Source organism: Brachybacterium paraconglomeratum (assembly GCF_039541415.1).
GTDB classification, from domain to species: domain Bacteria; phylum Actinomycetota; class Actinomycetes; order Actinomycetales; family Dermabacteraceae; genus Brachybacterium; species Brachybacterium paraconglomeratum_A.
Window position 1 is genome coordinate 297,307 of the sequence record NZ_BAABGE010000004.1, and the last position, 25,143, is coordinate 322,449.

General features: G+C 69.2%; 23 protein-coding genes. 5 read left to right on the forward strand and 18 right to left on the reverse strand.

Annotated features, from left to right (window positions below; genetic code table 11):
* Positions 1-12 precede the first annotated feature (12 nt).
* From ABD893_RS05860 to ABD893_RS05885, 6 genes are all read right to left on the reverse strand, one after another.
* Positions 13-837 (reverse strand): hypothetical protein, encoded by an 825-nt coding sequence (locus ABD893_RS05860; RefSeq protein WP_345076748.1) that lies wholly within the window; start codon positions 835-837, stop codon positions 13-15.
* The gene (locus ABD893_RS05865) at positions 834-1,550 is read right to left on the reverse strand and encodes an ABC transporter ATP-binding protein (protein WP_345076751.1); all 717 of its coding nucleotides are present in this window, start codon (positions 1,548-1,550) and stop codon (positions 834-836) included. Before ABD893_RS05865 ends, ABD893_RS05860 begins: the two co-directional genes overlap by 4 nt.
* Position 1,551: 1 nt before the next feature.
* The gene (locus tag ABD893_RS05870) at positions 1,552-1,950 is read right to left on the reverse strand and encodes a GntR family transcriptional regulator (RefSeq protein ID WP_345076754.1); all 399 of its coding nucleotides are present in this window, start codon (positions 1,948-1,950) and stop codon (positions 1,552-1,554) included.
* A gap of 157 nt (positions 1,951-2,107) precedes the next feature.
* Complete coding sequence (locus ABD893_RS05875; protein WP_345076756.1) at positions 2,108-2,569, reverse strand: VOC family protein; 462 nt, start codon at positions 2,567-2,569, stop codon at positions 2,108-2,110.
* Between the two features lie 223 nt (positions 2,570-2,792).
* Positions 2,793-2,918, reverse strand: coding sequence for a hypothetical protein (locus ABD893_RS05880; RefSeq protein WP_345076759.1), 126 nt, complete (start codon positions 2,916-2,918; stop codon positions 2,793-2,795).
* 145 nt (positions 2,919-3,063) lie between these two features.
* Positions 3,064-3,477: a (R)-mandelonitrile lyase gene (locus ABD893_RS05885; protein ID WP_345076762.1), complete on the reverse strand. Its 414-nt coding sequence runs from the start codon at positions 3,475-3,477 to the stop codon at positions 3,064-3,066.
* Between the two features lie 380 nt (positions 3,478-3,857).
* Here ABD893_RS05885 and ABD893_RS05890 point away from each other — a divergent pair, with 380 nt between their 5' ends.
* A complete protein-coding gene (locus ABD893_RS05890) occupies positions 3,858-6,086 on the forward strand; it encodes a Dabb family protein (protein ID WP_345076765.1) in 2,229 nt (742 codons plus the stop codon).
* A 34-nt stretch (positions 6,087-6,120) separates the two neighbouring features.
* On the opposite strand, the gene ABD893_RS05895 is transcribed toward ABD893_RS05890, so the two are convergent.
* The 5 genes from ABD893_RS05895 to ABD893_RS05915 all read right to left on the reverse strand — a co-directional run bounded on the left by ABD893_RS05895 (position 6,121) and on the right by ABD893_RS05915 (position 11,430).
* Entirely contained in the window at positions 6,121-6,279 is a 159-nt protein-coding gene (locus ABD893_RS05895) for a hypothetical protein (RefSeq protein ID WP_345076768.1), read from the reverse strand.
* Between the two features lie 228 nt (positions 6,280-6,507).
* Positions 6,508-8,214 carry a glycoside hydrolase family 13 protein gene (locus ABD893_RS05900; RefSeq protein ID WP_345076771.1) on the reverse strand — a complete coding sequence of 569 codons (1,707 nt, stop codon included), beginning with the start codon at positions 8,212-8,214 and terminating at the stop codon, positions 6,508-6,510.
* 57 nt (positions 8,215-8,271) lie between these two features.
* Complete coding sequence (locus ABD893_RS05905; RefSeq protein ID WP_345076774.1) at positions 8,272-9,186, reverse strand: carbohydrate ABC transporter permease; 915 nt, start codon at positions 9,184-9,186, stop codon at positions 8,272-8,274.
* 2 nt (positions 9,187-9,188) lie between these two features.
* Positions 9,189-10,121: a carbohydrate ABC transporter permease gene (locus ABD893_RS05910; RefSeq protein ID WP_345076777.1), complete on the reverse strand. Its 933-nt coding sequence runs from the start codon at positions 10,119-10,121 to the stop codon at positions 9,189-9,191.
* 31 nt (positions 10,122-10,152) lie between these two features.
* Complete coding sequence (locus tag ABD893_RS05915) at positions 10,153-11,430, reverse strand: ABC transporter substrate-binding protein (RefSeq protein WP_345076780.1); 1,278 nt, start codon at positions 11,428-11,430, stop codon at positions 10,153-10,155.
* Between the two features lie 106 nt (positions 11,431-11,536).
* Here ABD893_RS05915 and ABD893_RS05920 point away from each other — a divergent pair, with 106 nt between their 5' ends.
* A complete protein-coding gene (locus ABD893_RS05920) occupies positions 11,537-12,877 on the forward strand; it encodes an ROK family protein (protein WP_345076783.1) in 1,341 nt (446 codons plus the stop codon).
* Positions 12,874-13,980 (forward strand): Gfo/Idh/MocA family protein, encoded by a 1,107-nt coding sequence (locus tag ABD893_RS05925; RefSeq protein ID WP_345076786.1) that lies wholly within the window; start codon positions 12,874-12,876, stop codon positions 13,978-13,980. The genes ABD893_RS05920 and ABD893_RS05925 overlap by 4 nt, the downstream gene beginning before the upstream one ends.
* Before the next feature lie 229 nt (positions 13,981-14,209).
* On the opposite strand, the gene ABD893_RS05930 is transcribed toward ABD893_RS05925, so the two are convergent.
* From ABD893_RS05930 to ABD893_RS05945, 4 genes are all read right to left on the reverse strand, one after another.
* Positions 14,210-15,172: a glycine betaine ABC transporter substrate-binding protein gene (locus ABD893_RS05930; protein WP_345076789.1), complete on the reverse strand. Its 963-nt coding sequence runs from the start codon at positions 15,170-15,172 to the stop codon at positions 14,210-14,212.
* A 49-nt stretch (positions 15,173-15,221) separates the two neighbouring features.
* Positions 15,222-16,145, reverse strand: a complete 924-nt coding sequence (locus ABD893_RS05935; protein WP_345076792.1) for an ABC transporter permease — start codon at positions 16,143-16,145, stop codon at positions 15,222-15,224.
* The gene (locus tag ABD893_RS05940; protein ID WP_425548347.1) at positions 16,142-17,452 is read right to left on the reverse strand and encodes a quaternary amine ABC transporter ATP-binding protein; all 1,311 of its coding nucleotides are present in this window, start codon (positions 17,450-17,452) and stop codon (positions 16,142-16,144) included. The genes ABD893_RS05935 and ABD893_RS05940 overlap by 4 nt, the downstream gene beginning before the upstream one ends.
* A 399-nt stretch (positions 17,453-17,851) precedes the next feature.
* On the reverse strand, positions 17,852-18,601 hold the full coding sequence (locus tag ABD893_RS05945) for a dienelactone hydrolase family protein (RefSeq protein ID WP_345076798.1): 750 nt from the start codon (positions 18,599-18,601) through the stop codon (positions 17,852-17,854).
* 185 nt (positions 18,602-18,786) lie between these two features.
* Between ABD893_RS05945 and ABD893_RS05950 the strand changes: the two genes are divergently transcribed.
* Entirely contained in the window at positions 18,787-20,490 is a 1,704-nt protein-coding gene (locus tag ABD893_RS05950) for an AMP-binding protein (protein ID WP_345076801.1), read from the forward strand.
* Positions 20,491-20,502: 12 nt separating this feature from the next.
* Here the strand turns inward: ABD893_RS05950 and ABD893_RS05955 are convergent, their stop codons facing one another.
* The 3 genes from ABD893_RS05955 to ABD893_RS05965 all read right to left on the reverse strand — a co-directional run bounded on the left by ABD893_RS05955 (position 20,503) and on the right by ABD893_RS05965 (position 23,455).
* Positions 20,503-21,744, reverse strand: a complete 1,242-nt coding sequence (locus tag ABD893_RS05955; RefSeq protein WP_345076804.1) for a calcium:cation antiporter — start codon at positions 21,742-21,744, stop codon at positions 20,503-20,505.
* Positions 21,745-21,958: 214 nt separating this feature from the next.
* A complete protein-coding gene (locus ABD893_RS05960) occupies positions 21,959-22,900 on the reverse strand; it encodes a hypothetical protein (protein ID WP_345076807.1) in 942 nt (313 codons plus the stop codon).
* A gap of 291 nt (positions 22,901-23,191) precedes the next feature.
* Positions 23,192-23,455, reverse strand: coding sequence for a hypothetical protein (locus tag ABD893_RS05965; protein ID WP_345076810.1), 264 nt, complete (start codon positions 23,453-23,455; stop codon positions 23,192-23,194).
* 150 nt (positions 23,456-23,605) lie between these two features.
* Between ABD893_RS05965 and ABD893_RS05970 the strand changes: the two genes are divergently transcribed.
* Positions 23,606-25,099 carry a SulP family inorganic anion transporter gene (locus ABD893_RS05970; RefSeq protein ID WP_345076815.1) on the forward strand — a complete coding sequence of 498 codons (1,494 nt, stop codon included), beginning with the start codon at positions 23,606-23,608 and terminating at the stop codon, positions 25,097-25,099.
* Positions 25,100-25,143: the final 44 nt, after the last annotated feature.

Below are 25,143 nucleotides of genomic sequence, written 5' to 3' on the forward strand. Positions count from 1 at the left end.
CCCTCGCGCTCCTCACACGAGGCTGACCCTGCTCCTCCAGGAGTGGACAGTGCGCAGGAGGCACACCAGGGTCACCAGCAGGACCACCGGCAGGAACCCGATCGGCATGATGTCGTCACTGCTGGCGGTTCCTGCCGCCATCTCGGTGAACATCGACCAGCGCTCCACTCCGAGCTGCCCGTCGACCATCGCGATCCCCCAGGGGAAGGCGGCCATCCCGAGGAAGGTCAGGATCTGCAGGGCGAGGTACAGGCCGAGGAAGACGATCACGGGGCCCCCGAGGCCGAGCCGGTTCAGCGGGGTCTCGCTGCCCACCGAGGCGGCGAAGAAGTACTGGATCGGCCAGACCAGGATCATGCCCACGAAGAGCATGATGCCGGCGAGCAGGAGCGGGGTCGAGGTGACTGCGGCACCGGTGCTCCACATCTGCTGGATGACCGCGAAGGGGTTGCGATCGGTCCCCATCTGCCCGGCGATCACCGGCCAGGCGGCGATCAGCAGGAGGACGCTGACCAGCAGTCCGGCGAGGGAGATCAGCAGCGCCCAGAGCATCTTCGCCGCATAGATCGTGGACCCGCGCACGGGCAGGGACTGGGTGAAGTATCCGGTGCGGCTGTAGCTGGACTGCCAGTAATGGATGGTCAGGCCGATCTGCAGCGCCGGGATCAGCGCGCCGAGCGGGATCACCACCATCAGCATCCCGATCAGGGAGATCCCGGGCCAGCCGGTCGCGGTCAGAGCGGTGCCCGCGGCGACCAGCACCAGCACGATCGCGCCGAGGGTGCCGAGCAGGCCGCGCGTGCGCAGCCATTCGTGCTTCACGAGTGTGGGGATCATCGGTACGTCTCCTTGAAGATCTCGTCGAGGCTGGCCCCGTGCGCTGCGCGGAGGTCATCGGCCTCCCCGGCGAGGACCACGGAGCCGTGCCGCATCATGACCACCGAGTCGAGGATCGGCTCGAGGTCGTGGATGAGGTGGGTGGAGATCAGCAGCAGCGAGTCCTCCTCGAGGGTGCTGAGGATCCCGTCGAGGATGATCTGGCGGGCGGCGGGGTCCACGCCGCTGATCGGCTCGTCGAGCAGGAACACCTCGGCCTGGCGGGACATCGCCAGCGCGATCTGCACCTTCTCCCGCATGCCCTTGGACATCGCCTTCAGGCGCATCGACTCGTCGAGTCCGAAGAACCGGATCAGCTCGTGAGCCTTGGCGGCGTCGAAGTCCTCGAAGAAGTCGCTGTACAGGTCCACGCAGTAGCTCGCCCGGGCCCCGTCGGGCAGGAAGCTGGTGTCGGGGAGGAAGGAGACCTTCGCCTTCGACGCCGGACCCGGGACCAGGCCGGCGATGCGGGCCTCCCCCTGGTAGTCGCTGATCACGCCGGCGAGGATCTTCATCAGCGTGGTCTTGCCGCATCCGTTCTCGCCCAGCAGGCCGATGATCCGGCCGCCTGTGAGCTCGAGATCCAGCGAGTCGATCGCGGTGATCCGGCCGAAGGTCTTGGTCAGCCCTTTGGTGGAGATCAGAGGATGCCGCATCTGTGCGGGGGTGGTCATCTCAGGCTCCCTCGGTCTGGGGTCTGCCGTTGCTGTCGTGGTCATGGTGTTCCCATCTCTCGGAGAGGAGCTGCTGGGCCTGCACGCGTCCCATGCCGAAGCCGTGGGCGTGCTCGATGAAGACGTCTGCGGCCTCCTCGGCGAGGTCTGCTCGCAGTCTGTCGATCCGGTCGGCGTCCTCGGTGACGAAGCGGCCGGAGGTGCGTTCGGAGCGGCAGAGCCCCTCGCGCTCGAGCTCGGACAGAGCCCGTTGGATCGTGTTCGGGTTGACGCCGAGGTCGGCGGCGAGCCCCCGCACACCCGGGATCCTGACTCCAGCGGGCCACTGGCCGACGACGATCCGTCGGGAGAATTCCGTGACCAGCTGCATCCAGATCGGGAGTGAACTGTCGAACTGCATCAGCGACTCCCTGTCTCAATGTATTAGGTGGCTAATACAGTAGGACGCTCGCGGGGCGCGGTCAAGACCCGGAGCTGGGGAAGTTCAGTCCGGGTGGCGTGGGTGGACGGCTCGGGTGGCTCGGCGGTTCCGGTCCAGCCGTGTCAGTGCACTCATGTCAGTCGAGGCAGAACTCGTTGCCCTCGGGGTCGGCCATCACGAGGAAGCCGATGCTCATCGGCGCTTCCGGTTGGTGGCGCTCCAGTCGCGTGGCCCCGAGCGCGATCAGCTGTGCGCTGCGGGCTTCGAGCGCGGCCATCCGCTCGTCCCCGCGCAGCTCGGGAGCTGTGCGCACATCGAGATGCAGCCGGTTCTTGGCGACCTTGTCCTCCGGGACCTGCTGGAAGAAGAGTCGCGGTCCGGCTCCTTCGGGGTCCTCGAGGGCGGAGGCGCTGTTGCGCTGCGCCTCGGGAACGCCGCTCGCTGCCAGGAACTCGTCCCACGCGACCAGCGGATCGGCGCCCGGGGCCAGGTCGACGCCAGGAGGGCCCGGATGCACATAGCCGAGCACCTCCCTCCAGAACAGCGAGAGTGCGCGCGGGTCGTGGGCATCGAACGTGATCTGGACGGTGGCGCTCATGGGGTGCTCTCTCGAGGTGCGGGGTGCTGGTGGTCAGGTGGACGGAAGCGCCATCGCGCCACCGTGCCCCCATCCTCCGGCGACGAGCGGGCAGGCCCTGTCCGCAGAGCGGTCAGATCCTGTGGTGGGCCCGAGAGCGGGCGGCACAGCGCACAGGGCACCGGCGCTGCCGATGCCCTGTGCGGGGTGGGAACTCTGCTCAAACCGTGTGAGCACGTGCGGATCAGAGCACGAGCAGCAGGATGATGATGATCAGGAGCAGGGTGGTGAGGCTGATGGGAAGGGCGGCCTTGCGCATGGCGATCTCCTTCGGTCGAGGCGGTCCGCCGGAGTCTCCGACGGGGTTCACTAACCTAGACGACCATGCGGCGACGGGGCCGTCCCGGGCCCGCCTGGAGGGTGGTCCGACGGGTGTCCGTGCAGGTCACGAACCCGTCGGACCGGTTGGTCGACAGCAGCGTTCGGAGCCGTCGGATACGTGGGGCCGTGGGGGATCAGGCGCCGACGGCGGCGTCCGCGCGAGCGAACTCCTCATCGCTCACCGGCTCGAGCCAGATCACGGTCTCGTCGTTCTCGTCGGCCTCCTGCACTGCGATGTGGGACATCGGGGAGGAGCCGAGTGCGCCGTGCCAGTGCTCCTCGCGCGGTGGGATCCAGATGGTGCGGCCGGGCTCGAGCGTGAGCACCTCCCCAGCGCGGGTGACCACCACCCCCACGCCCTCGGTCCCGTAGAGCGTCTGACCCACCGGATGCCAGTGCCAGTGGGTCCGGGAGCCCGGGGCGAAGTGCACATGGTTCATCGCCGCCCGCGACTCCCCGCGCGGGCCGCGGATCGCGTCCAGGAGGACCTCGCCGGTGAAGGACGTGGACGGGCCGGTGGCGGTCGGTGGGCGGTCGAGCTTCTCCATCGGGTCCTCCTGCGGGTGGGGAGCGGTGGGGTCTGAGGCCATCAGATACCCGCGCGGCGCGCAGCGCAAGGTCTGGCGGGGTGGAGCGGCGAGATGGCGGGCTGGTGCACGGCGAGAGCTGGTGCACGGCGAGGGCTGATGCGCGGCGAGAATTGCGACCGTTCCTCCACAGTGGCCACTTATCCACATATTCATCCACCATCCCTCCGGTGCGGTGTCGATGTTCCCGGCCCTGGCGGATGAGAGGGTGCGGATCTCGCATCGATGCAGGCTGGACCCTCAGGAGTCCTCTTGGAGTCACAGTTCTGAGTCGGGACGGAAGTTATCCACATTTCTCGCATGGGGTTTCGATTCCGGGGTCGACCGGGAAGAATGGAGGCATGGCGACAGCGGACATCCAGGAGTCCTCGCAGGAGCATCCCGCTGCCGAGGCGCTCCTCGCTGCGCTTCGAGAGGCGGGTCCCACCGGCCTCGCAGAACTGATCGGGGACACCGACTTCCTGCTCTCCGCACTGGCGGCCACACCGAGGAAGATGTTCGAACCCGGTGCGCGGCCGCGAGGTGCGTACAAGAACCTGCTCGACACGATCCATGACGCGCGCAGCTCGCTCGACGCCCTCGAGGCACGGGCCGTGGTCGCGCTCGCCGAGGCGACCTCGCGCGACCAGGTGCAGGCCGCGCGAGACGATGCCGCCCATGAGAACGCCCACCTCCCACCGCTGGATCGGCTGATCCGTCAGGCCGATGCCAGAACCGCACGCGACTTCTCCCTCGTGACCAGGCGTTCGCCGTCGACGACGAAGAAGACCCTGACGTCGGCGCAGCGCCTCGTCGGCGCCATGCCCCGCATGCTCCAGGCGCTCGCCGGAGGCAAGATCACGGCGACGGTCGCCTATGCCACCGCCTCTGCGACGGGACCGCTCGATGACCGGCAGCGCCGCCAGGTCGACGCGATCCTCTTCGAGCGGCTGCCGAGGATGGACGGCGCCGGGGTGAAGAGATGGCAGAAAGCTGTTGCTGAAGCCATCACCGAGCTCGATCCGCAGGGCACCGCCAGCCGTCACCAGGCGGCGCGCAAGGTTCGGCACGTGAACTTCACCCCGGGGGAGCACGGCATGGCGACGGTCAGCGCGTTCCTTCCGGCCCTCGACGCGAAGCTCGTCCACAAACGGCTCTCCCTCGAGGCGGAACGCCGACGGGCCGACGGCGCCCGGCACGGTCATGGCGCGCTGATGGCGGATGCCCTTGTCGACACGCTGCTCGGGCGGGACGGCGGCATGGAACCGGTGACCCTCGAGCTCGGGATCATGATGACCGAACGTGCCCTGCTCTCCCCGGATCACGGCGACGTGGCCCACATCGAAGGTTACGGCCCGGTCCCGGTCGAGGCCCTGCGCGAAGAGCTGCGCAACGCGCTCGCCGAGCCCGACGATCCGGCAGAGGACCGCTATGGCCCGGACGGGCCTCAGCTGCGGGTCGTCCTGCGCCGTCTGTTCCTCCATCCCACCGCCGGGGAGCTGGTCGCCGTGGAGTCTCAGGCCCGGGAGTTCCCGGCTGCCCTGAAGCGCTTCCTGAACTGGCGTGATGGCACCTGCCGGGCCCCGTACTGCGATGCGCCGTTGCGCCACCACGACCACATCGTGCCGGCGAGCAAGGGTGGCCCCACCAGCCTGGACAACGGGCAGGGCGCCTGCGCGTACTGCAACCTCGCCAGAGAAGATGACACCGCCCGGGTGGAGCGCATCGAGGACCCGGAGCTCCCCGGCCACCTGGTGGCCTGGACCGGACACGGTGGCACCACGGTGGTGAGCTCCGCTCCGCCGCTCGGACCGGTAGCGCCGGTCGTGCCGGTCGAGGACAGCCACGTCGACACTGGCGCGAGCAGCGATGAGGGCCACGGGGCGCCGTCGGATCGCATCGAGGCGCAGGAGCGGGATCGGGGCGAGGCTGACGGAATCATCGGCAGCGCCGACGTAGCCCCGTGCGCGGGCAAGGAGCTGTCGATCAGCTGCCGAATACCGGACCGGGACGTCGGAGATCCCCTCGGGCGACCCAGAGCGGCCAGGCTTTCTCGGGGGCACCCCACCCCGGCCGATGCACCGGAATGCTCCCGGCCACCGACGAGGCCCTCCGCGCGGCGACATCGCCCACCGCAGCTGCTCATGCCTCGATGTCCGGTGCCGCGATTTCCCGTGCCTCAACATCGCGCGCCTTCGCATCGAGCACCCGGATCTCCAGCGCCCCGACCTCATCGCGTCTCACGCCGTCACCGCCAGGCCCTCGTCACGGGGCTCTCGATCTACTGTGGCCTGATGATCCGCCACACCGTCTCCTTCACCCTCGTGCACGCCCCGGACTCCGCCGCAGAGCGGGACTTCCTCACCGAGGCGCCCGCCCTGCTCCGCGAGATCGACGGGGTCGCTGACTTCGTCGTCTCGCGCCAGGTCAGCCCCAAGTCGGACTTCCGATTCCAGTTCGCGATGACCTTCGCGGACGAGGCGACCTTCGCCGCCTACGACGCACACCCAGACCACCAGCAGTTCGTCGCGACCCGGTGGCAGGACGAGGTCAGCGCCTTCGAAGAGCTCGACTTCATCGCCTATCCCTGACAGGTGCTGAGCGGTCCTCGCGCGCCGGTGCCCCTTACTCGCCGATGCGCTCTCCGAGCAGGGAGACGACCGCATCGCGTGCTTCCTGCCCACGGGCGCCGCGCAGCAGGGAACTCAGCCAGGCCGGACCCACCCCGCGCGCCGCCAAGGTGCCCAGCGGGATCGGATTCGATCCTGTGGACGATGCAGCCACGATTGGCGTTCCATGTGGACGGTTCGGTCACGCCCGGGGTGAGCACTGCGTGACAAGCGGGCGGGGCGCAGCGGGTGCTGGGAGGCCGCGCCGAAGTGCTCCGGAACGGGCGATGCCCCGGACATCGACCGCAAGGGTCGACATCCGGGGCATCGCCACCGGCTCGGAGAGCAGAGCCCGAGGGGCTAAGGCTCGAGGGATCAGGCTCGAAGGATCTGCCTCGAAAGATCAGGCTCCCGGGCGCCGCATCCAGACCGTGGCGGCGCCGGGAAGCTCCTGCGCGGCGCGCTCGGCCGCCGTGAGCGGCGTGCTCGCGAGCAGCACCTCGCCCTCCGGCAGTGCGACCGGCGCGTCACCGAAGTTCGTGACGTTCAGCCACCCGCCGGGCCGCTCGAAGGCGAGGACGTCACCGGTGGAGAGCTCCTCGTCCCAGGTCAGCGACTCCTCGCTCTGCAGCTCTCCGCGCAGGCGCAGCGCCTCGCGGTACATCTCCAGGGTCGAGCCCGCCACGCCATCCTCAGCCTCGACCGAGGAGTCTGCGAACCAGGCGGGCTGGGGCAGGTGCGCGCCGCCGGTGCCGAAGCCGAACGACTCGCCCTCGCGGGTCCACGGCAGCGGCACCCGGCAGCCATCGCGGCCCAGGCCGTCGAAGCCGCGATCCTCCGCGGTGGTGCGCCAGAAGGCGGGATCCTGCCGCTGCGCATCGGGGATCTCGGCGACCTCGTGCAGGCCCAGCTCCTCGCCCTGGTACAGGTAGGCGCTGCCCGGCAGGGCCAGCTCGAACATCGTCGCCGCCCGCGCCCGGCGCAGGCCCAGCTCCTTGTCGATCCCGTCGTCCGGACCGCCGGCGAGCACCCAGTCCGCACCCTGCTTGCCGGGGCGTCCCGCGCGCGGCGGCAGGCCGTAGCGGGTCGCATGGCGCACTCCGTCATGGTTCGAGAACACCCAGGTGGTGGACGAGCCCGTCACTGCGGACTGCGCCAGGTTGTCGGTGACGATGTCGCGGAAGTGAGTCGCGTCGAAGTCCGCCTCCATCAGATCGAAGTTGAACGCCTGGCCCAGGCCTTCCGGGCTCGCGTACTTCGCGCGGCGCTCCGGGGTCTCCACCCAGGCCTCCGCGACGGCGGTGCGGGCGGGGGTGTACTCGTTGAACACGGCGCGCCACTCGGCGTAGATCTCGTGGACCTCGTCGCGGTCCCACAGCGGGTGGGTGCCGTCCTTGGGCATCGCCTTCAGGTCGGCCTTGCTCGGCAGCACCTCGCCGAGATCCTTGGCCAGGCCATGCGCCACATCGATGCGGAAGCCGTCGACCCCGCGGTCCGACCAGAACCGCAGCGTCGTGGTGAAGTCCTCGTGGACCTCGGGGTGCTTCCAGTTGAAGTCGGGCTGCTCAGACGCGAAGGAGTGCAGGTACCACTGGCCGTCGGGCACCCGGGTCCAGGCCGGGCCGCCGAAGATCGAGGTCCAGTCCGCCGGGGGCAGCTCCCCGTTCTCCCCCGTGCCGTCGCGGAAGATGTACCGCTCCCGGGCGTTGGAGCCCTTCGGGGAGGCCAGTGCCTCGAGGAACCATTCATGGCGATTCGAGGAGTGGTTGGGGACCAGGTCGACGATCAGCTTGATGCCCGCGCCGTGGAGCGCGGTGACCATCTCGTCGAACTCCGCCAGGGTGCCGATCTTCGGGTCGACGTCCCGGAAGTCGTCCACGTCGTAGCCGCCGTCCGCGAGTGCCGAGGGATAGAACGGGCTCAGCCACACGGCGTCCAGGCCGAGCTGCTGCAGGTAGGGCACGCGGGAGATGATCCCGCCCAGGTCGCCGATGCCGTCACCGTTGCTGTCCGCGAAGGAGCGCGGATAGATCTGGTAGACGGCCGCCTGGCGCCACCAGTCGGCGTTGGCCTGCGGGTCGGCGGGAACGGTCTGAGGAGCAGTGGTCACGGTCGGGGAACCTCCGGGTATCGCGGGTGGTGGGTGACATTCTGGTATGAGCGGGGGCTACTTGATGGCGCCCTGGGTCAGGCCGGACATGACCCAGCGCTGCGCGAACAGGTAGACGATGATCGCCGGCGCCATCGCCATCAGGTACGAGGCGAAGGCGACGTTGTAGCTGTTGCTGAACTGGGTCTGGAACATGTTCTGCAGCACCGGGATGGTCTGCAGCGTAGGGTCCGAGATGATCAGCGACGGCATCATGAAGTCGTTCCACGAGGCGATGAAGGCGAAGATGCCCACGGTCGCGCACATCGGTCCCAGCAGCGGCAGGATCAGCTTCCAGAACACCTTCCAGGTGCCGGCGCCGTCCATCCGCATCGACTCCTCCAGCTCGAGCGGGATGGTGCGCAGGAATGCGGTGAACAGCAGGGTGTTGAACGCGAGGGAGAAGGCGATGTGCAGGATCGCGACCCCCAGCGGGTTGTCCAGCCCGAGCATGCCCGTGAGCTGGATCTGGGGGAGCGCCACCACCGGGAACGGGATGAACATCGCCGCCAGCAGGTAGAAGAACGACCAGCGGAAGGCGCGCCGATCCCAGTTGCGCACGATCGCGTAGGCCGCGAGGGACGAGATCACGATCTCGCCGATCACCGCGATCACCGTGATGAAGATCGAGATGGCGAAGCCGCGCGGGAAGTTCGTGAGGTTCCAGGCCTCGACGAAGCTCGAGAAGGTGAGCGGGGAGGGCAGGCCGAACGCATTGCCGTCGACCGCCTGCGCGGTGGTCTTCAGCGACATGTTCACCGTGACGAACAGCGGCACCAGCACGGCCAGCGCGCCCACCATGAGCAGCACGGTGGCGGTCCAGTTGGTGCGCTCCCTGCCCACCTTCCCGCGGCGGCGACGCACGGGCTGTGAAGTGGCGGTGGAGGACGTGGAGTTCGGTGCCGCAGCAGCGGCAGACGTGGTGGTCGACATGATCAGAACGCCGTCCTTCCTCGGGTGATGCGGAGCTGGAGGAGCGCGAGCGCGATCGAGATCAGGAAGAAGACCATCGCGTTCGCCATCTGGTAGGCGTAGTCGCCGCCCTCGAAGCCGCGGAAGATCGACATCGCCACGGAGCGGGTGGCGACGCCCGGGCCGCCATCGGTGAGGCCCACGATGATGTCGTAGGCGTTCAGGTAGTTCTTGAAGCCGAGGATCGTGTTGATGACGATGAACCCGGAGACCAGCGGCAACGTGATGTGCCGGACGCTCTGCCAGCCCGTCGCCCCGTCGATCGACCCGGCCTCGTACACCTCACCGGGAATGGTGACCAGCCCGGCGATGTAGATGAGCATCGTCGAGGGGATCGACTGCCAGGCGGTGACGATCACGATCGACAGCCAGGCCCAGTCGGGGTCGGCGAGGATCGAGGTGGACAGCGCCTCCGAGCCGATCGTCTGCCCGATCCCCGGAAGGGTGTTCGCGAACAGGTACTGGAATACGAAGGCGATGACGATGCCGGAGATGACCATCGGGATCACATAGATCGTGCGCAGCACGGTGGTGAAACGGATCTTCGAGGTCAGGCCCAGAGCCAATGCGAAGGCGAGGATGTTCACCAGGATCACGGTGATCAGCGAGAAGCCGAGGGTGAAGGCGTACGAACCCAGGATCCCCTGATCGCGGAACATCGCGATGTAGTTGCGGAAGCCGATGAACTCCCAGTCGCCGAAGCCGATGGAGTTGGTGAAGCTGTACCCGAAGCCCAGCACTGCCGGCAGGGTGACTGCGAGGCTGAACAGGGCCAACGAGGGGAACAGGAACAGGTAATAGAGGGGATCGATCCGTCGCTTGCGGTGGACGATCGGGGTGCGGGGCCGGCTGGTGCCGTCCGCGTCGGTGGTGCGAGAGGGTGTCGTCGTCGACATCGACGCTCCTTGCTGGTGAGTCATGGCGTGATCACTCCCGGAAGGCCAGGCGGGCCCAGTCGGCATCCATGCGCGCCAGGACCTGCTCGGCGTCGGCGCCGCCGACGATCGACTGGATGTAGTTCTGGGCAGGGATCGAGTTCGGGATGAACTGCGAGGCGCCCATGTAGAAGCGGCCCTCGTCGTAGTACTGCTGCATCTCCGCGATCCGGTCATCGGTGACCGCAGGGGCGTCCTTCGTGGTGCCGAAGGCGAGGAACTCTGCGTTGTACGGGTTCTGCACCTCGGGCCGCATGAGGAACTGCAGCAGCTCCCGCGCCCCCTCCTGCTCGTTCGCAGCGTCGGGGATCCACAGAGAGAGGTCGATGTTCACGCGGACCTTCCGATCGGCCGGATCGTCGGTCATCGGCAGCGGGAAGGTGCCGAGATCCAAGTCGCCGCCAGCCTTCTCGATCTCTCCGAAGGCCCAGGGGCCCTGGAAGTACATGGCCGCCTGCTCCTGCGCCATCGCCGTGTTGCCATCGCCGTAGGCCCGGCTCGAGGCATCCGCGTTGAGATAGGGGATCAGCTCGACCATGCGCTGCACCGGCTCGAGCAAGGTCTTCTGGAACGAGACGTCGGAATCGAGGCCGACGTCCTCGCCGATCTCGTTCATCTGCTGGTAGAAGGAGCGCACGTCCACGAGCCCGCCGACGGTGTAGTCGAACAGGCCCTGCGCGATCGTCCACGGATCGAGCAGAGTCGCATAGATGGGCGTGACATCCGCGCTCAGGAGCGTCTCGCAGACGGTCAGGAACTCCTCCCAGGTGGCAGGAACCTCCACGCCGTGCTCTTCGAAGATCCGTCGGTTGTAGATGACCGACGCGGCGGTCACCGAGTAGGGCAGCACGCTGGTGCGCCCCTCATAGGTGGGATACCAGTCGGCGAGCTCCGCGACATCCTCGCGGATCATCCCGGCCTCGGGCATGTCGGCGAGGTCCGAGAGGGCGCCGCGTTCCATGAACCGTCCCATCTCGAGGTTGTAGTTCAGGCAGCCGAGGTCCGGCGGAGTGTTGCGCACGAAGCTCGCCGAGAGGTTTGTGGCGATGTCGTGCTGAACGGTGAAGCGGCTCTGGGAGCTGGAGAAGTCACCGGCGAGCTGGCCGAAGTAGGGGATCGCTTCCGGCTTGGACTGGTACAGCGTCAGCTGGGAGGAGCCGCTCGCGCTGCCGCAGGCGGCGAGGGCCGCTGCGGTGAGCGCACCGCCAGCCCCAGCCAGCAGGGTTCGTCGGGTGAGGGGGCCGGTCAAGCCGGTCGAGGATGACACCATCGTCTCCTTCGCGAAAGAGTGTGCAGGCTCTTGGATTAGATGCGACCATAGATACATCAAGCGTTATATTTACAGCCTATCGAAAGTATGGAGCGGGGTGGAAGTGATGTCAACCGGCCAGGACCGCGGCGCGAGTTCGCCCCAGCTGATGCGTCAGGCCAACCGGCAGGCGCTGCTCCAGCACGCCCTGCGGGTCGAGGCCTTCACCGCGGCCGATGCGATGGCGGCGACCGGGCTCACCCGGGCGACGGTGCTCGGCGTCTGCGCCGAGCTCGAGCAGGCCGGCTGGCTCCACGAGGTCACCGGCGAGCGGGAGAGCGGGGTGGTCCAGCGGGGTCGGCCCGCCCGCCACTACGCACTCCGTGCCGAGGCCGCCGTTCTGATCGGTATCGACGCTGGCCAGCACACCCTCAGCGCCAGGGTCGCGGACCTGCGCGGGCATCAGCTCGCGGCCGCGCGATGCGCGGTGCATGGCGAGCTCGACGGCACGGATGCGGAGCGGGGGGCGGCTGCGGCCGAAGAACGGGTGGACGCTGTGCGGTCCCTCGTCGAGGAGGTCCTCGACCAGGCCGGCGCGAGCGATAGACCGCGCCTGCTGACCGTCATCGGTGTCCCCGCCCCGGTCGACTCCGCCGGGAACTCGCCCGCAGTCGGAGGCGCCTACTGGTCCGCCATGAACCCGGGCTTCCTCGACGCGCTGGATGGCACTGTCGTCGTCGAGAACGATGCGAACCTCGCTGTGCTGGCCGAGCACGCGCTGGCAGAGGCCGCACCCGGTGGGTCGTCATCGGGGGACCGCACCGAGCACCTCGCGGCGCTGCTGATGGGCGAACGCTTCGGCGCCGGTCTCATCGTCGACGGCCGCCTGCTGCGCGGAGCCGACGGCGGCGCCGGAGAGATGCGCTTCCTCGACGCCGTGCTCGGCGACTCCCGTGGGGCCGACGGCGTCGCAGCCCTCGCACGCCGCTGGACTCTCGAGGCGCTCGTGGCCGGGGCGGCTTCACCCGCTCTGGAGACGATCCCTGCCGAGCTGCTCACTGCGGAGGACGTCTTCGCCGCCGCCCACGAGGGCGATGCGCTGGCGCGTGAGGTGCTGGACCGGACCGGGGAGCGGCTGGCCCGCATCGCCGCGATCCTCTCCAGCCTCCTCGGGGTCGAGAAGGTCGTGGTCGCCGGCGCGATCGCGACGGCCATCGAACCCGTGCTGGCCCACGCCCGCGCCGTCCTGCCCGAGGTCTCGGCGCCCCCGTTCCCGCACCTGCTGGCCAGTGCGCTGGGCCAGGACGTGGTGGTGCGCGGAGCGATCGAGCTCGCCCTGGCTCGCCTGCGCGAGGACCCGCTGGCCCTGCTCTCCATCGACAGCTCCACCGACCGACCCGCTGACCAGATAACCGACCGACCTACAGATCGACCCACCCCACCCACCGAAGGGAATCACGCACCATGACCGTTGCAGCACCGGAGGGCGCCCAGCGAAAGCTGCGCGCCGGAGTGATCGGCCTGGGCTGGGCCGGCCAGCAGCATGTGGCCGCCTACGCCGCCGACCCCGCCGTCGACCTCGTCGCACTGTCCGCGATGGAGGAGCACCTGCTGGAGCAGTTCGGGCAGGAGCACGACGTGCCCGGCCGCTACCAGGACTGGAAGCAGATGATCGCCGAGGCGGAGCTCGACGTCGTCTCCATCGCCACCCCCACCTTCCTGCACGAGCCGATGGCGGTCCACGCCCTCGAAGCTGGCGTGCATGTGCTGACCGAGAAGCCGATGGCGCAGACCGGCGAGGCTGCCGCGCGCATGGTCGAGGCCGCGCACCGTGCGGGCCGGGTGCTCGAGGTGTCCTTCAATCACCGTCAGCGCGGGGATGTCACGGCGCTGAAGGCCGTGGTCGACTCCGGCGTGCTCGGGAACCTCTACTACGCCAAGGCCGGATGGATCCGTCGCCAGGGCATCCCGGGCCTCGGCACCTGGTTCACCAAAGCCGCCAGCTCGGGCGGCGGCGCGATGATGGACATCGGCATCCACATGCTCGATATGGCGCTGCACCTGATGGGCGAGCCCGAGGTCACCGCGGCCTCGGCCTCCACCCACGCCGAGTTCGGACCGCTGGGCCGGGGCGGCTCCGGCTTCGGCATCTCGCAGGTCGAGGAGGGCGTGCCCTTCGAGGTCGAGGACCTCGCCACCGCCTTCCTGCGCCTGGACGGCGGGGGCACGATGCTGCTGGAGTCCAGCTGGGCCCAATGGATCCCGCACGACCTCTGCTACGTCACCCTCTACGGGGCCGACGGCGGCGCGACGATCGAGTGGGGCGGTGATCCGACGCACCCGCACCAGGTGCTGAAGGTCTGGACCGAGGTCGCGGGCATCCCTGCCGAGCTGCAGCCCGTGGTCGGCGAGGACGGCCGGCACGCTGCGGCGATCGCCGAGTTCCTCCAGAAGGTCCAGTCCGGGGACTGGGCCGCGCACGAAGGCTCTCTCGCGCTGCGCCGTGCCCGCGTGATCGATGCCTGCTATGCCTCCGCCAAGGCCGGCGCCGAGGTGGCTCTCGCGCACTGAGCGCGCGTACGCTCCGAGCCCGCGCACGCTCCGAGCCCGCACATTCCTTGCGTGTGCGCACTGGCCCGGGGGTCGCAGCCGCGGAGGATGACAGTACGGGCCGACCACGACGATGTCGTGGTCGGCCCGTTCGCTGTGCAGCCTCGCGCTGTCGCTCGCTGTGCGAGGACGCTGCACCGTCGGCCGGAAGGTCAGTCCCTCGCGGCCGACGGGGCGAGACGGGGGAGGGTCACTCGCCGGGCAGCGGCGGGAGGACGTCGGGGTTCTCCTCGAGCCACTTCTCCACGGCCTCGGCATACTTGCCCTCGCCGAACTCGTTGACGACCATGTCCTCGAGCGAGCCGAACTCCTCATCGGTCAGGGCGGCGCCGGCGATCCACTCGGTGACGTCCGGGAAGTCCGCGCCGAAGCCCTGACGGGCCAGGTGGTGCAGGGCCTCGGCCTCACCGAAGTGGCCCTCGGGGTCCTCGAGTGCCTTCATCGAGTAGGCGGGCATCGCCCAGAACGGGGTCCAGAGCGTGACGACGATGTCCTCCTGGGCATCGATCGCGCTCTCCAGCTCGGTGATCATCGCCGGGGTGGAGGAGGTGATCAGCTCGTAGTCGTCGAGACCATAGCCGGGGATCACGCGCTCCTGAGTGGCCTCGGTGAGACCGGCGCCGGGCTCGATGCCGACGATCCGACCGCCGAAGCGGTCAGCCTGACCAGCCAGCTCGTCGATCGAGGTGATGTCGACGTACTCGGGGACGGCGAGGTTGAGCACCGCACCCTCGTAGTAGGGGACCAGGTCCTCGATGGAGTCGCCGTACTCCTCCATGTAGGAGGCGTGGGTGACCTCGGGCCAGGCCGAGGGGAAGATGTCGACATCGCCCTGGGCGAGGCCCGCGTAGAGCACACCAGCCTCGGTGATCGGCTCGTGCTCGACGGTGTAGCCCATGGCCGTCAGGCGGTTGTCGAGCAGGTAGGCGGTGGACAGGCCGTCGGTCCAGGACGGGATGTAGCCGAGCGTGATGGTCTCGCCACCACCGCCGCCGTTGTCGCTGCTGCCACTGCCGCTGCCGGAGTCGTCGGTGCCGCAGGCCGCGAGGCCCAGGCCCATCAGGCCCGCTCCGCCGCCCAGCAGGGCGGCGCGGCGGGTGAGGGGCCGGCGGACGGCAGCTCGGGGGCTGAAGGGAATGCGTCGGTTCGTCATGATCGGGTCCTTCCGTGGTGATCAGTGGGTGGTCAGAGGTGGGGCGCTGTCAGAGCGCGGCGACACCGGCGGCGCGGGCGCGCTGTGCCAGCGCCTTCTGGGTGAGTGCGACCAGCGAGCCCTTGTAGGCGCCCGGGTTGCCGAGGGCCGCGGTGAGCCGGTCCAGGTAGACGGCCAGCACCACGACGGCGAGGCCGGCCTCCACGCCCAGGGCCAGGTTCTGGGTGGAGATCGCCTGGACGACCTCCTTGCCCAGGCCGTCCGCGCCGACCATGCCGGCGACGACCGCCATGGACAGCGAGAGCATGATGACCTGGTTGACGCCGGCCATGATGGTGGGGACGGCCAGCGGGAGCTGGATGCCGCGCAGGATCTGTCCGCGGGTCGCGCCGAAGGCCTCACCGGCCTCGACGGTCTCGGAGTCGACCTGGCGGATGCCCAGCTCGGTCATGCGCACACCTGGGGGCAGCGCGAAGATGATGGTGGAGAAGACGCCGGGGACGACGCCGATGGAGAAGAAGGTGACCGCCGGGATCAGGTAGACGAAGGCCGGCATGGTCTGCATGAAGTCCATGACGGGCTTGACGATCGAGCTCACCGTGCTGTTGACCGCGGCGAGGATGCCGAGCGGCACCGCGATCAGCACCGCGAACAGGGTGGCGATCAGCACCAACGACATGGTCTGCATCATCGTCTCCCACTGCTCCATGGACAGGACCAGTGCGAATCCGACCAGGGTGGCGACGGCGAGCTTCCAAGAGCGCAGGATCAGGGCGATCAGCGCGAAGATCGGGATCGCGACCAGCGCCGGGACCAGCAGCAGCACATCGGTGAGGCCGCCGATCAGGAGGTCCATGATCGCGCGGAAGGCGTCGAACAGCCAGGAGACGTTCTCCTTGAGCCAGTCGAAGCCGTCGTCGATCCAGTCACCGAGCGGGATGCGGGGGACGAGGGAGTCTTCCTGCGGGGTCATCGTGCACCTCCCTGCGCATCGTCGGTCTGGGGGGCGACGGCATCACTCCCCGGTGATGGGGTGCTGGTGGTCTGGCCGTTGCCGTTGCCGTTGCCGACGCCCGCCGCCGTGAGCAGCGTGACCCGAGGGACGACGCCGGAGAAGCGACCGCGCTCGTCGACGACGACCAGCGGGCTCAGGTGCTTCGCCGAGAGCGCGAAGAGATCAGCGATCGGGGTGTCCTCGGAGACCACCGGCATCTCGTGGGCCGTGGACCAGGGCAGGTCGTCACGGCCGGCGCTGACTGCCGCGGCGACGTCGTCCTCCCAGAGCACGCCGTGCGGAGTGCGGTCGCGGCGCAGCACCACCAGCCAGGAGTTCTGAGTCGCGCGCAGCATGCGATGCGCAGTGCGGGGACCCTGCCCGTCACCGAGGACCTCGGCGGGCTTCTCCATGATCGCCCCGGCGGTGAGCACGCGGGAGCGGTCCACGTCCTGGATGAAGCGGGCGACGTAGTCGTTGGCCGGCTCGTTGAGGATCTCGTCGGAGGTCCCGACCTGCACGATCCGGCCGTCGCGCATCATCGCGATCCGGTCACCGAGGCGCATCGCCTCGTTGAGGTCGTGGGTGATGAACAGGACCGTCTTGTCCAGGCGCTGCTGGAGATCCACGAGCTGGTCCTGCATGTCGCGACGGATCAGCGGATCCAGGGCGCTGAACGCCTCATCCATGAGCAGCACGTCAGTGCCGGCGGCGAGGGCGCGGGCCAGCCCCACTCGCTGCTGCATGCCGCCAGAGAGGTTGTCGGGACGGTAGCCACCCCAGCCCTTCAGCCCGACCATCTCCAGGGCGGTGTTCGCCTTCTCCTCGCGATCGGCACGGTTCATGCCGCTGATCTCGAGCCCATAGGCTGCGTTCTCGCCGACGGTGCGGTGGGGAAGGAGGGCGAAGTGCTGGAAGACCATCGAGACGCGCGTACGGCGGGCTTCGCGGACCTGCGCCGGGGACATGTCCGAGAGGACGGCGTCACCGATCCGCAGCTCGCCGGCCGTGGCAGGCAGCAGACCGTTGACCATCCGGATCAGGGTGGACTTGCCGGAGCCGGACAGCCCCATCACCACGAAGATCTCGCCGGGGTCGACGCTGAAGCTCGCATCGATCACGGCTGCGGTCAGTCCGTTCTCGCGCAGCTCGCCGCGACTGCGGCCCTGGCGCAGGGCATCGACTCCTCGGGCGGGGCGGCGGCCGAAGACTTTATACAGGCCTTCCGCAGAGATCACTGGAGGCACGTGGGCTCCTTCTTCGGTGGGCGATTGGTGGGCATCCATCGCATCGACGGCGTCCTGTTCCCCCGTTCCGGGGTGCCGGCGCGATACTGAGACTCTTCGAAGCGTAGGCGTCGGGGCAGACGAAATCAGCCCAGGAACAGGCGTTTCTCTCCCAGGGCGGGGTGCGTGGCAGCCGTACCGGTACGTGACCGACTACCGGTGGCGAGGAAAGAATCGACGCATGGCCTGGAGCGATGCGGGGCTCGAAGTCGTCGCATCGTCCGGGATTCGACTGTCCGACAATCTGGACATAACTATTCGGTCACGCATGGCGTGGTGCGAAAAGCGCGCTGCCACAGGCGCGAATCCTGTGTCTCAGGTCTCCGGTGCGGCACTCTATGGCGCCAGCGCCAGCGCCAGCGTCAGTTCCAGCGGCGGCGAGTGGGCCGGGGCCCAGGATCAGGCGCGGCTGGGGAGATTCTCGGCGAGGAAGCCGACGGTCTGCTGCCAGGCGGCCTCGGCCGCGTCGGCGTGATGGAGCCCCGGATGGGGATTGTCGAACGCATGACCCGCGCCCTCGTGCAGTTCGAAGCGCACCTGCTCGCGGCTGCCGCCCAGGGTGACCGCCTCGCGGATCTGCTCGACCTGCTCTGCCGGGATGAATGCATCGGCGGTGCCGAAGTGGTGCAGGCTCGGCGCTCCCACCAGGGGCGCCCGGTGCAGGAGCGTCGGCAGGGCGGAGCCGTAGTAGCTGACCAGCACCGACGGTGGGCGCTCTTCGTCGGCGGCGGAAGCAGCCGCGGCGAACGCGAGACCACCGCCGTAGCAGAAGCCCAGCAGGCCCACCTGCTCGGAGTTCACGGCGCCGTGCGCACGCAGAGCGCCCAGCGCCGCGATCGCGTCGGCCTCCGCGCGTTCCCAGGGCAGCTGCCCGGTCAGCTCGACGCCCTCGGCGAGCCAGGAGTCGAAGTCGTCCCAGTCCTCGAGCCCCACCAGCGGCGGGTCCAGGCGCGCGAACAGCTGAGGGGCGAGCACCGCGTAGCCGAGTGCGGCGAGATCCTCACAGCGCTGCTGCATGTAGTCGGACAGGCCGAAGATCTCCTGCAGCAACACGAGCCCGGGCACCGGCTCCTCGAGGTTCTCGGGCAGCCAGAGCAGGCCCGGCAGGTCACCGGCGTCGGTCGGGATCGGAAGCATCGTCGCAGTCACGCAGCGACTGTATCCCGCACCCGTGCGCCAGGGGCTGCAGAACACGGGCGTCGCCGGAATGTGCTTCTGACTCACAGGAACAACCCTGCCGGGAACGAGATTCGCAGGAAGCGCAGGACGTGAGACTCGCAGGTACTCGGCCTAGCCTGATCCCGACCTGCTCCCATCAGCGCTGAGGATCGACCATGACCACTCTCGAGGACCGTTGGACCGCCGCCTACGCCCCCGGGGTGCGCCGCCATCTCACCTATCCCTCCGGGTCGCTGGTCGACGAGTTCGATGCGTTCACCGCGATCTATGCGGGCAAGGCTGCGCTGGACTTCTTCGGGAAGCGGACGAGCTACGCCGAGCTCGCCGCGCAGGTGCGAACGGTCGCCGGGAACCTCCATGCCCTGGGCGTCGGCCCGGGCTCGACGGTGGCGCTGCTGATGCCCACCTGCCCGCAGCACGTGGTCGCCTTCTATGCGGCGCTCCGCTGCGGCGCCACCGTCGTCGAACACAACCCGCTCTACCCGGCACAGGAGCTCGCTCCGATGTTCGCCGACCATCACGCGGAGGTCGCCATCGTGTGGAACGCCGCCGCCGGGACCCTGCTGGAGCTGCCGGAGGATGTGCGCCCGCGCACGATCATCGCGGTGGACCTCATCGAGGAGATGCCGCGCGGCAAGCGTGCCCTGCTGCGGCTGCCCCTGAAGAAGGCGCGGGCCTCACGGGACCAGCTCTCCCGGCCCGCCCCGGCCGGCACCCTGCCCTTCTCCGGGCTGCGCCGATCCGCCGCTCAGGCACCCACCGCTTCGCGCCCCGCCCGCGAGGACATCGCGCTGCTGCTGTACACCTCGGGCACCACCGGCGCCCCGAAGGGCGTCCCCCTGAGCCATGCGAACCTGATCGCCTCGACCACCCAGGCCCGCGAGTGGGTCACGCCGCTGGTCCCGGGCGAGGAGGTGTTCATGGCCTGCCTGCCGCTCTTCCACGTGTTCGGCTGCTCGCTGTCGATGAACGCGGGGTTGAGCGTCGGGGCGATGCTGCACCTGATCCCCAAGCCCGAGACCGGGCTGATCCTCGATGCGATCAAGCGCCGGATGCCGACGACGATGATCGCGGTGCCGCCGCTGTTCGACCGCGTGGTCACCGGGGCGAAGGAGCGCGGGGTCTCGCTGCAGGGGATCCGCACCGGGATCGCCGGGGCGATGCCGCTGCGACCCGAGCTCATCGAGGACTGGGAGCAGGCGACGGGCGGCCTGCTCATCGAGGGCTACGGGCTCTCGGAGTGCTCGCCTATCGTCTGCGGCAACCCGGTCGACAGCACTCGCACGCCGGGCTCGATCGGCGTCCCCTTCCCCGACACCGAGGTGCGCCTGGCAGATCCCGAGGACCTCGACCGGGACGTGGAGCTCGGTGAGGCGGGGGAGATCCTGGTGCGTGGCCCGCAGGTGTTCTCCGGCTACCGCAACCGTCCCGAAGCGACCGCCGAGGCGTTCCATGACGGCTGGTTCCGCACCGGCGACATCGCCCAGGTCGACGAACGCGGGTTCCTGACGGTCGTCGACCGACTCAAGGAGATGGTGATCACCGGCGGCTTCAACGTCTACCCCTCCGAGGTCGAGGACGTGATCCGCGAGCAGGATGGCATCGAGGACATCGCCGTGGTCGGGCTGCTCGACGAACAGGGCGCCGAAGAGGTGGTCGCCGCGATCGTCACGCCCGACGGTCTGCTGCCAGACGTCGAGGATCTGCGCCGGCGTCTCAAGGAGCGACTGACTGCGTATAAGGTGCCGCGCCGCTTCCACGTGCTGACCGAGCTCCCGCGCAACGAGATGGGCAAGGTGCTGCGCCGTGAGGTCCGCGAACGCCTCCAGGAGCTGGACCGCCGGCGCCCCCGCCGCTGAGTCGGGCGGTGCTCAGGAGAAGAGCATGAGGGCGTAGATCCCGAACAGCAGCAGGTGCACCGCACCGTGCACTGCGGTGACCCGCGGGGCGCTCGCCGAGATCGCGGCGAGCGCCACGGTCACCCCGAGCAGCAGCAGGTTCGTCGGTGATTCCGCGAGCACCACCTCGGCGCCGGTGAGCAGTCCGATCACCAGCACCGTGGGGATGGTGAGGGCGAAGGTCGAGACCAGCGCACCGTGGCACAGGTTCACCACCCGCTGCATCTCCCCGTTCAGCGCCGCCCGCACGGCGGTGATCGACTCCGGGGTGAACACGATCATCGCGATCAGCACCCCGCCCAGTGCGACCGGGGCACCGAGCCGCGCCAGGCCGTCATCGAGCAGGCCCGCCATGTGGTGGGAGAGCAGCACAATCGGCAGCACGGTGAGGACCAGCAGGGCGGCGCGGGCCAGCAGCTCCGCCCTGCGCACGGAGAGGATCCTCCGCAGCGCAGGTCGGTCCCCGGAGGCGTGAGGGGCAGGGGCGGAGTCCGCCCCGCTCGTGGGCTCGGGCGTCCCGGCACTGCCGACGGCTTGCTCGACCTCCTGGAACTCGCCGGCCTGTGCGCCCATCTGGCGCCAGAGGAAGAAGGCATAGACCGCCACCGTCAGCCCGCCGATCACCAGCGCCTGGACGGGGGTATAGCTGCCGCCCTCGCCGGTCGTCGCAGGCAGTGCGAAGGCGAGCGCCGCCAGCGCGGCGAGCATCACCAGGTAGGCGGAGGTTCCCACCCGATGCATCGCGAGGGAGCCATGGCGCAGCCCGCCCACCAGCAGGCACAGCCCGAGCGCGAGGTTCATGATGATCATCGAGACCGCCATCACCGAGTCCCTCGCGATGACGGAATGCTCGCCGGGCCCGAGCATCACCGCAGCGATCAGCACCACCTCGATCACCACGATGGAGAGCGTGAGGACGAGCGTGCCGTAGGGATCACCGAGCCGGTGCGCGAGAGCCTCGGCCTGGTGTACCACGCCGCCGGCGGCGACCACGATCACCGCAATGATCACCGCGAGCGTGAGAACCAGAACGGGCGAGGGCAGCGGGGCCGCCAGCAGGGGGCTCGCCAGGGTCACTGCGCCGACGGAGATCCAACCCAGCAGGAGGCGGACGATCGCGCCGGGGGTGAGCACTGCGCGGGCCAGACCGCGGCCGCGCAGAGCGGGATCACTCGCAACATCACTCGCAACGGGCGCGGGGGAGAGGGACGGCATGGGATTGGTCCTCCTGCGAGGCCGTCCTCAGGTGGAATCGTCGACCAGGTCGTCCCGGCCGAGGCGCCGGGGAGTGCCGCCCGGCGCTCTGCCACCCTAGCCGCGACACCCTGCCGTCAGGCCACTCGCGGTGAGCGACCTGACCACGGACGGTGCTCAGTGCTCAGTGCTCAGTGCTCAGTGCCCGGAGCGCCGGGTGCCGGGACGTTCCGGCTCAACCGTTCCGGGGGACCGAGATCCCGACCAGCAGGCCCTGGTCATTGTCGGCGTAGGTGCCCGGGGCGACGAGCAGCTCCCAGGTGGTGCCGTCGGCGGTCGTGGCCTCGCAGTCCACGGTCTCGAACTGCGTGAAGTCCAGGCCGTCCTCGCAGGTCACCTCGGACCACTCGGCCTGCTCATTCACCGGGACATAGGCGTGCTCGGAGGTCAGGGTCTGCAGGGCGCTCTCGGCGACGTCCTCCGCGGTGAGCGGGTCCATGCCGAAGACCGAGCCGAAGCCGACCCCGGTGACGCTGACGTTCTCATCGAGCATCCCAGCGGCAGCAGCCGGAAGCTCCGTGCCGGTCGAGAACAGGACGGCGACCCGCGACCCGTTCTGGAATCCGTCCTCCGAGGGCACGAAGACCACATTGGCGACCCACTCCGTGGTCGGGGCGGGGTCGTCGAAGCTCGCCGGCCCGACGCAGCCGACCGGGGCGGCACCCGGTTCGAGCACCAGCTCCTCGGCACATTCGGCGGTACCGCCGAAGGGTGCGGCCAGCAGAGCTGCCAGATCGTCGTTCGAGAGGACGGGGGCGCCCTCGCCGCTGGAGTCGTCTGTCCCCAGGTCGGTCATGAGCATGATCCGTGTGCGCTCCCCCGAGGCACCCGTCCCGCCCCCGTCCTCTCCCGCACCCTCATCGGCCCCTGCGCCGCTTCCTTCTTCCTCGCCGCCACCGTCCGAGGCGGAACCGCCCTCCGATGGCTGCTGGTCCTGCTCTCCGCCGCCGTCGGAGACATCTCCGCCACCTGCCTCGGCACTCGACTCGGCAGCCCCGGCAGGAGTCTCCGGAGGCGCGTCGGTGTCGGTCCCGCAGGCGCTCAGCCCCAGCAGCGCCGCGCCGGCGCAGAGCGCCAGCGCGGTCCGGGTGCGTCGGCCGATGCTCGTGATCGTCATGACGGCTCTCCTCCTCGAGAATCCGCGTGGCAGGTGCGCCGCGACGGACAGCGAGCCTCTACGGCTCCGGACACACCGTGCCAAAAGGTCAAGACGAGGTCAAGGGTTCGTCATGGATTCGCAGTGGCCACTCTGTGGAGATTTTGTGTGCACCTGTCTTCCGGGAGGGCCGTCCTCCCTTCGGCCGAGTCCCTCCGGCCGGCCGCGTCGACGTGCATGCGACCACGGTGCGCAGGACGGTGACTGTGCAGGCTGGGCGGGCGAGGGGTCCGGCGCCCGGGCGGGCCCGGCTCAGGAATTCGGGCCGCGGGGGGTGGGATCGCCATGCTCGCGGCGGTAGCGGTCGTCCTCGGCATCCTCATCGTTCACCGAGTTGCGCGGGTTGCGGAACCCGAGGGCGATACCGAGCGCAGCGCCGACGGCGAAGCCGATCAGCGCACCGATGAAGATGTTGTCGATGACGGCCAACCCCATGCCGATGCCCACGGTGAAGCCGATCATCATGCCGAAGGGGAGCCAGGTGGCGTCGAAACGGCGGCGCTGGGGTGCAGTCATGGATCCTCTGTCCGATCAGACCCCACCGGCTGGGCCGACGGGGTGGGATCCACCAGGGTAGTCCCGGCCGCTGTGACCTCGCGCGTCAGCAGATCGCCGAGTGATAGGCCTCGCCCCCGTCGGCCGCTCGTCGCCGATAGCATCACGGGCGTGACAGTGACCCCTACCTCGACTTCGACCCCCGCCTCGAGCCCCACGACCCTCCAGGCCCTGCGGAACCCGCGGCTCCTCACCACCGAGGCGCTCGCCGGTGCGGTCACCACGCTCGCCCTGATCCCCGAGGTCATCTCCTTCTCGGTGATCGCCGGCGTGGACCCGAAGGTCAGCCTCATCGCCTCGGTCGTGCTCGCGATCTCGATGTCGATCCTCGGCGGCCGGCCCGCCATGATCACCGCCGCCGCAGGCGCCGTCGCGCTCGTCGTCGCCCCGCTGGTGCACACCCACGGCGTCGAATACCTCCTGCCCACGGTGATCCTCGCCGGCGTCATCCAGATCCTCTTCGGGGTCCTCGGACTCGCCAGGATCATGCGGTTCATCCCGCGCTCGGTGATGATCGGCTTCGTCAACGCGCTGGGCATCCTCATCTTCGCCGCCCAGCTGCAGCACGTGCTCGACGTGCCGGTGATGGTCTATCCGCTGTTCGCGCTGACCTTGCTGGTGGTGCTGCTGCTGCCGCGGATCACCAAGGCCGTCCCCGCCCCGCTGGTCGCGATCGTCCTGGTCACCGGGATCGCGATGTTCGCGCATCTCTCCGTCCCCACCGTCGGCGACCAGGGAGACGTCTCCGGCGGACTGCCCGGCATCACCCCGCTGCTGGTCCCGCTGGACCTCGACACCCTGCGCCTGATCCTGCCCACCGCCCTCAGCGTCGCCTTCGTGGGCCTGATGGAGACCCTGCTGACCGCCAAGCTGGTGGACGACATCACCGACACCCGCTCCCACAAGAGCCGCGAGTCCTGGGCGCTGGGCGTGGCGAACATCCTCGCCGGCTGCTGGGGCGGCATCGCCGGCTGCGCCATGATCGGCCAGACCGTGGTGAACGTGAAGCTCGGCCGCGCCCGCACCCGGCTGTCCACCTTCTTCGCCGGGGTGATGCTGCTGATCCTGGTCACCGTGCTCTCCGACCTCATGGAGGCGATCCCGATGGTGGCGCTCGCCGCCGTGATGATGGTCGTGGCGGTCTCCACCGTGGACTTCCACAGCGTGCGGCCCTCGACCCTGAAGCGGATGCCGTGGTCGGAGACTCTCGTGATGCTCACGACCGTGGTGGTCGTGGTGGCCACGAACAACCTCGCGATCGGTGTCGCCGCCGGAGCGCTGCTCGCGATGGTGCTGTTCGCGCGCCGGATCGCGCACGTGACGAGCGTGCGCCGCCTGGTCACCGACGGTGCGGCGACCTACACCGTGCGTGGTCCGCTCTTCTTCGGCAGCAGCAACGACCTCGTCGAGCGGTTCACCTACGCTGAAGATCCGCCCCAGGTCACCATCGATCTCTCCGCGGCGCAGATCTGGGACGCCTCGACCGTCGCCGCGCTCGATTCCGTGCAGACCAAGTACGCAGCCCATGACATCGAGGTGCGCTTCACCGGGCTGGACGAGCATTCCACCCAGTTCCGCGACAGGCTCACCGGCACGCTGAACTAGCCGCGATATGGCCCACCAGCCCGCCAGCCAGATCCCCTGGCCGG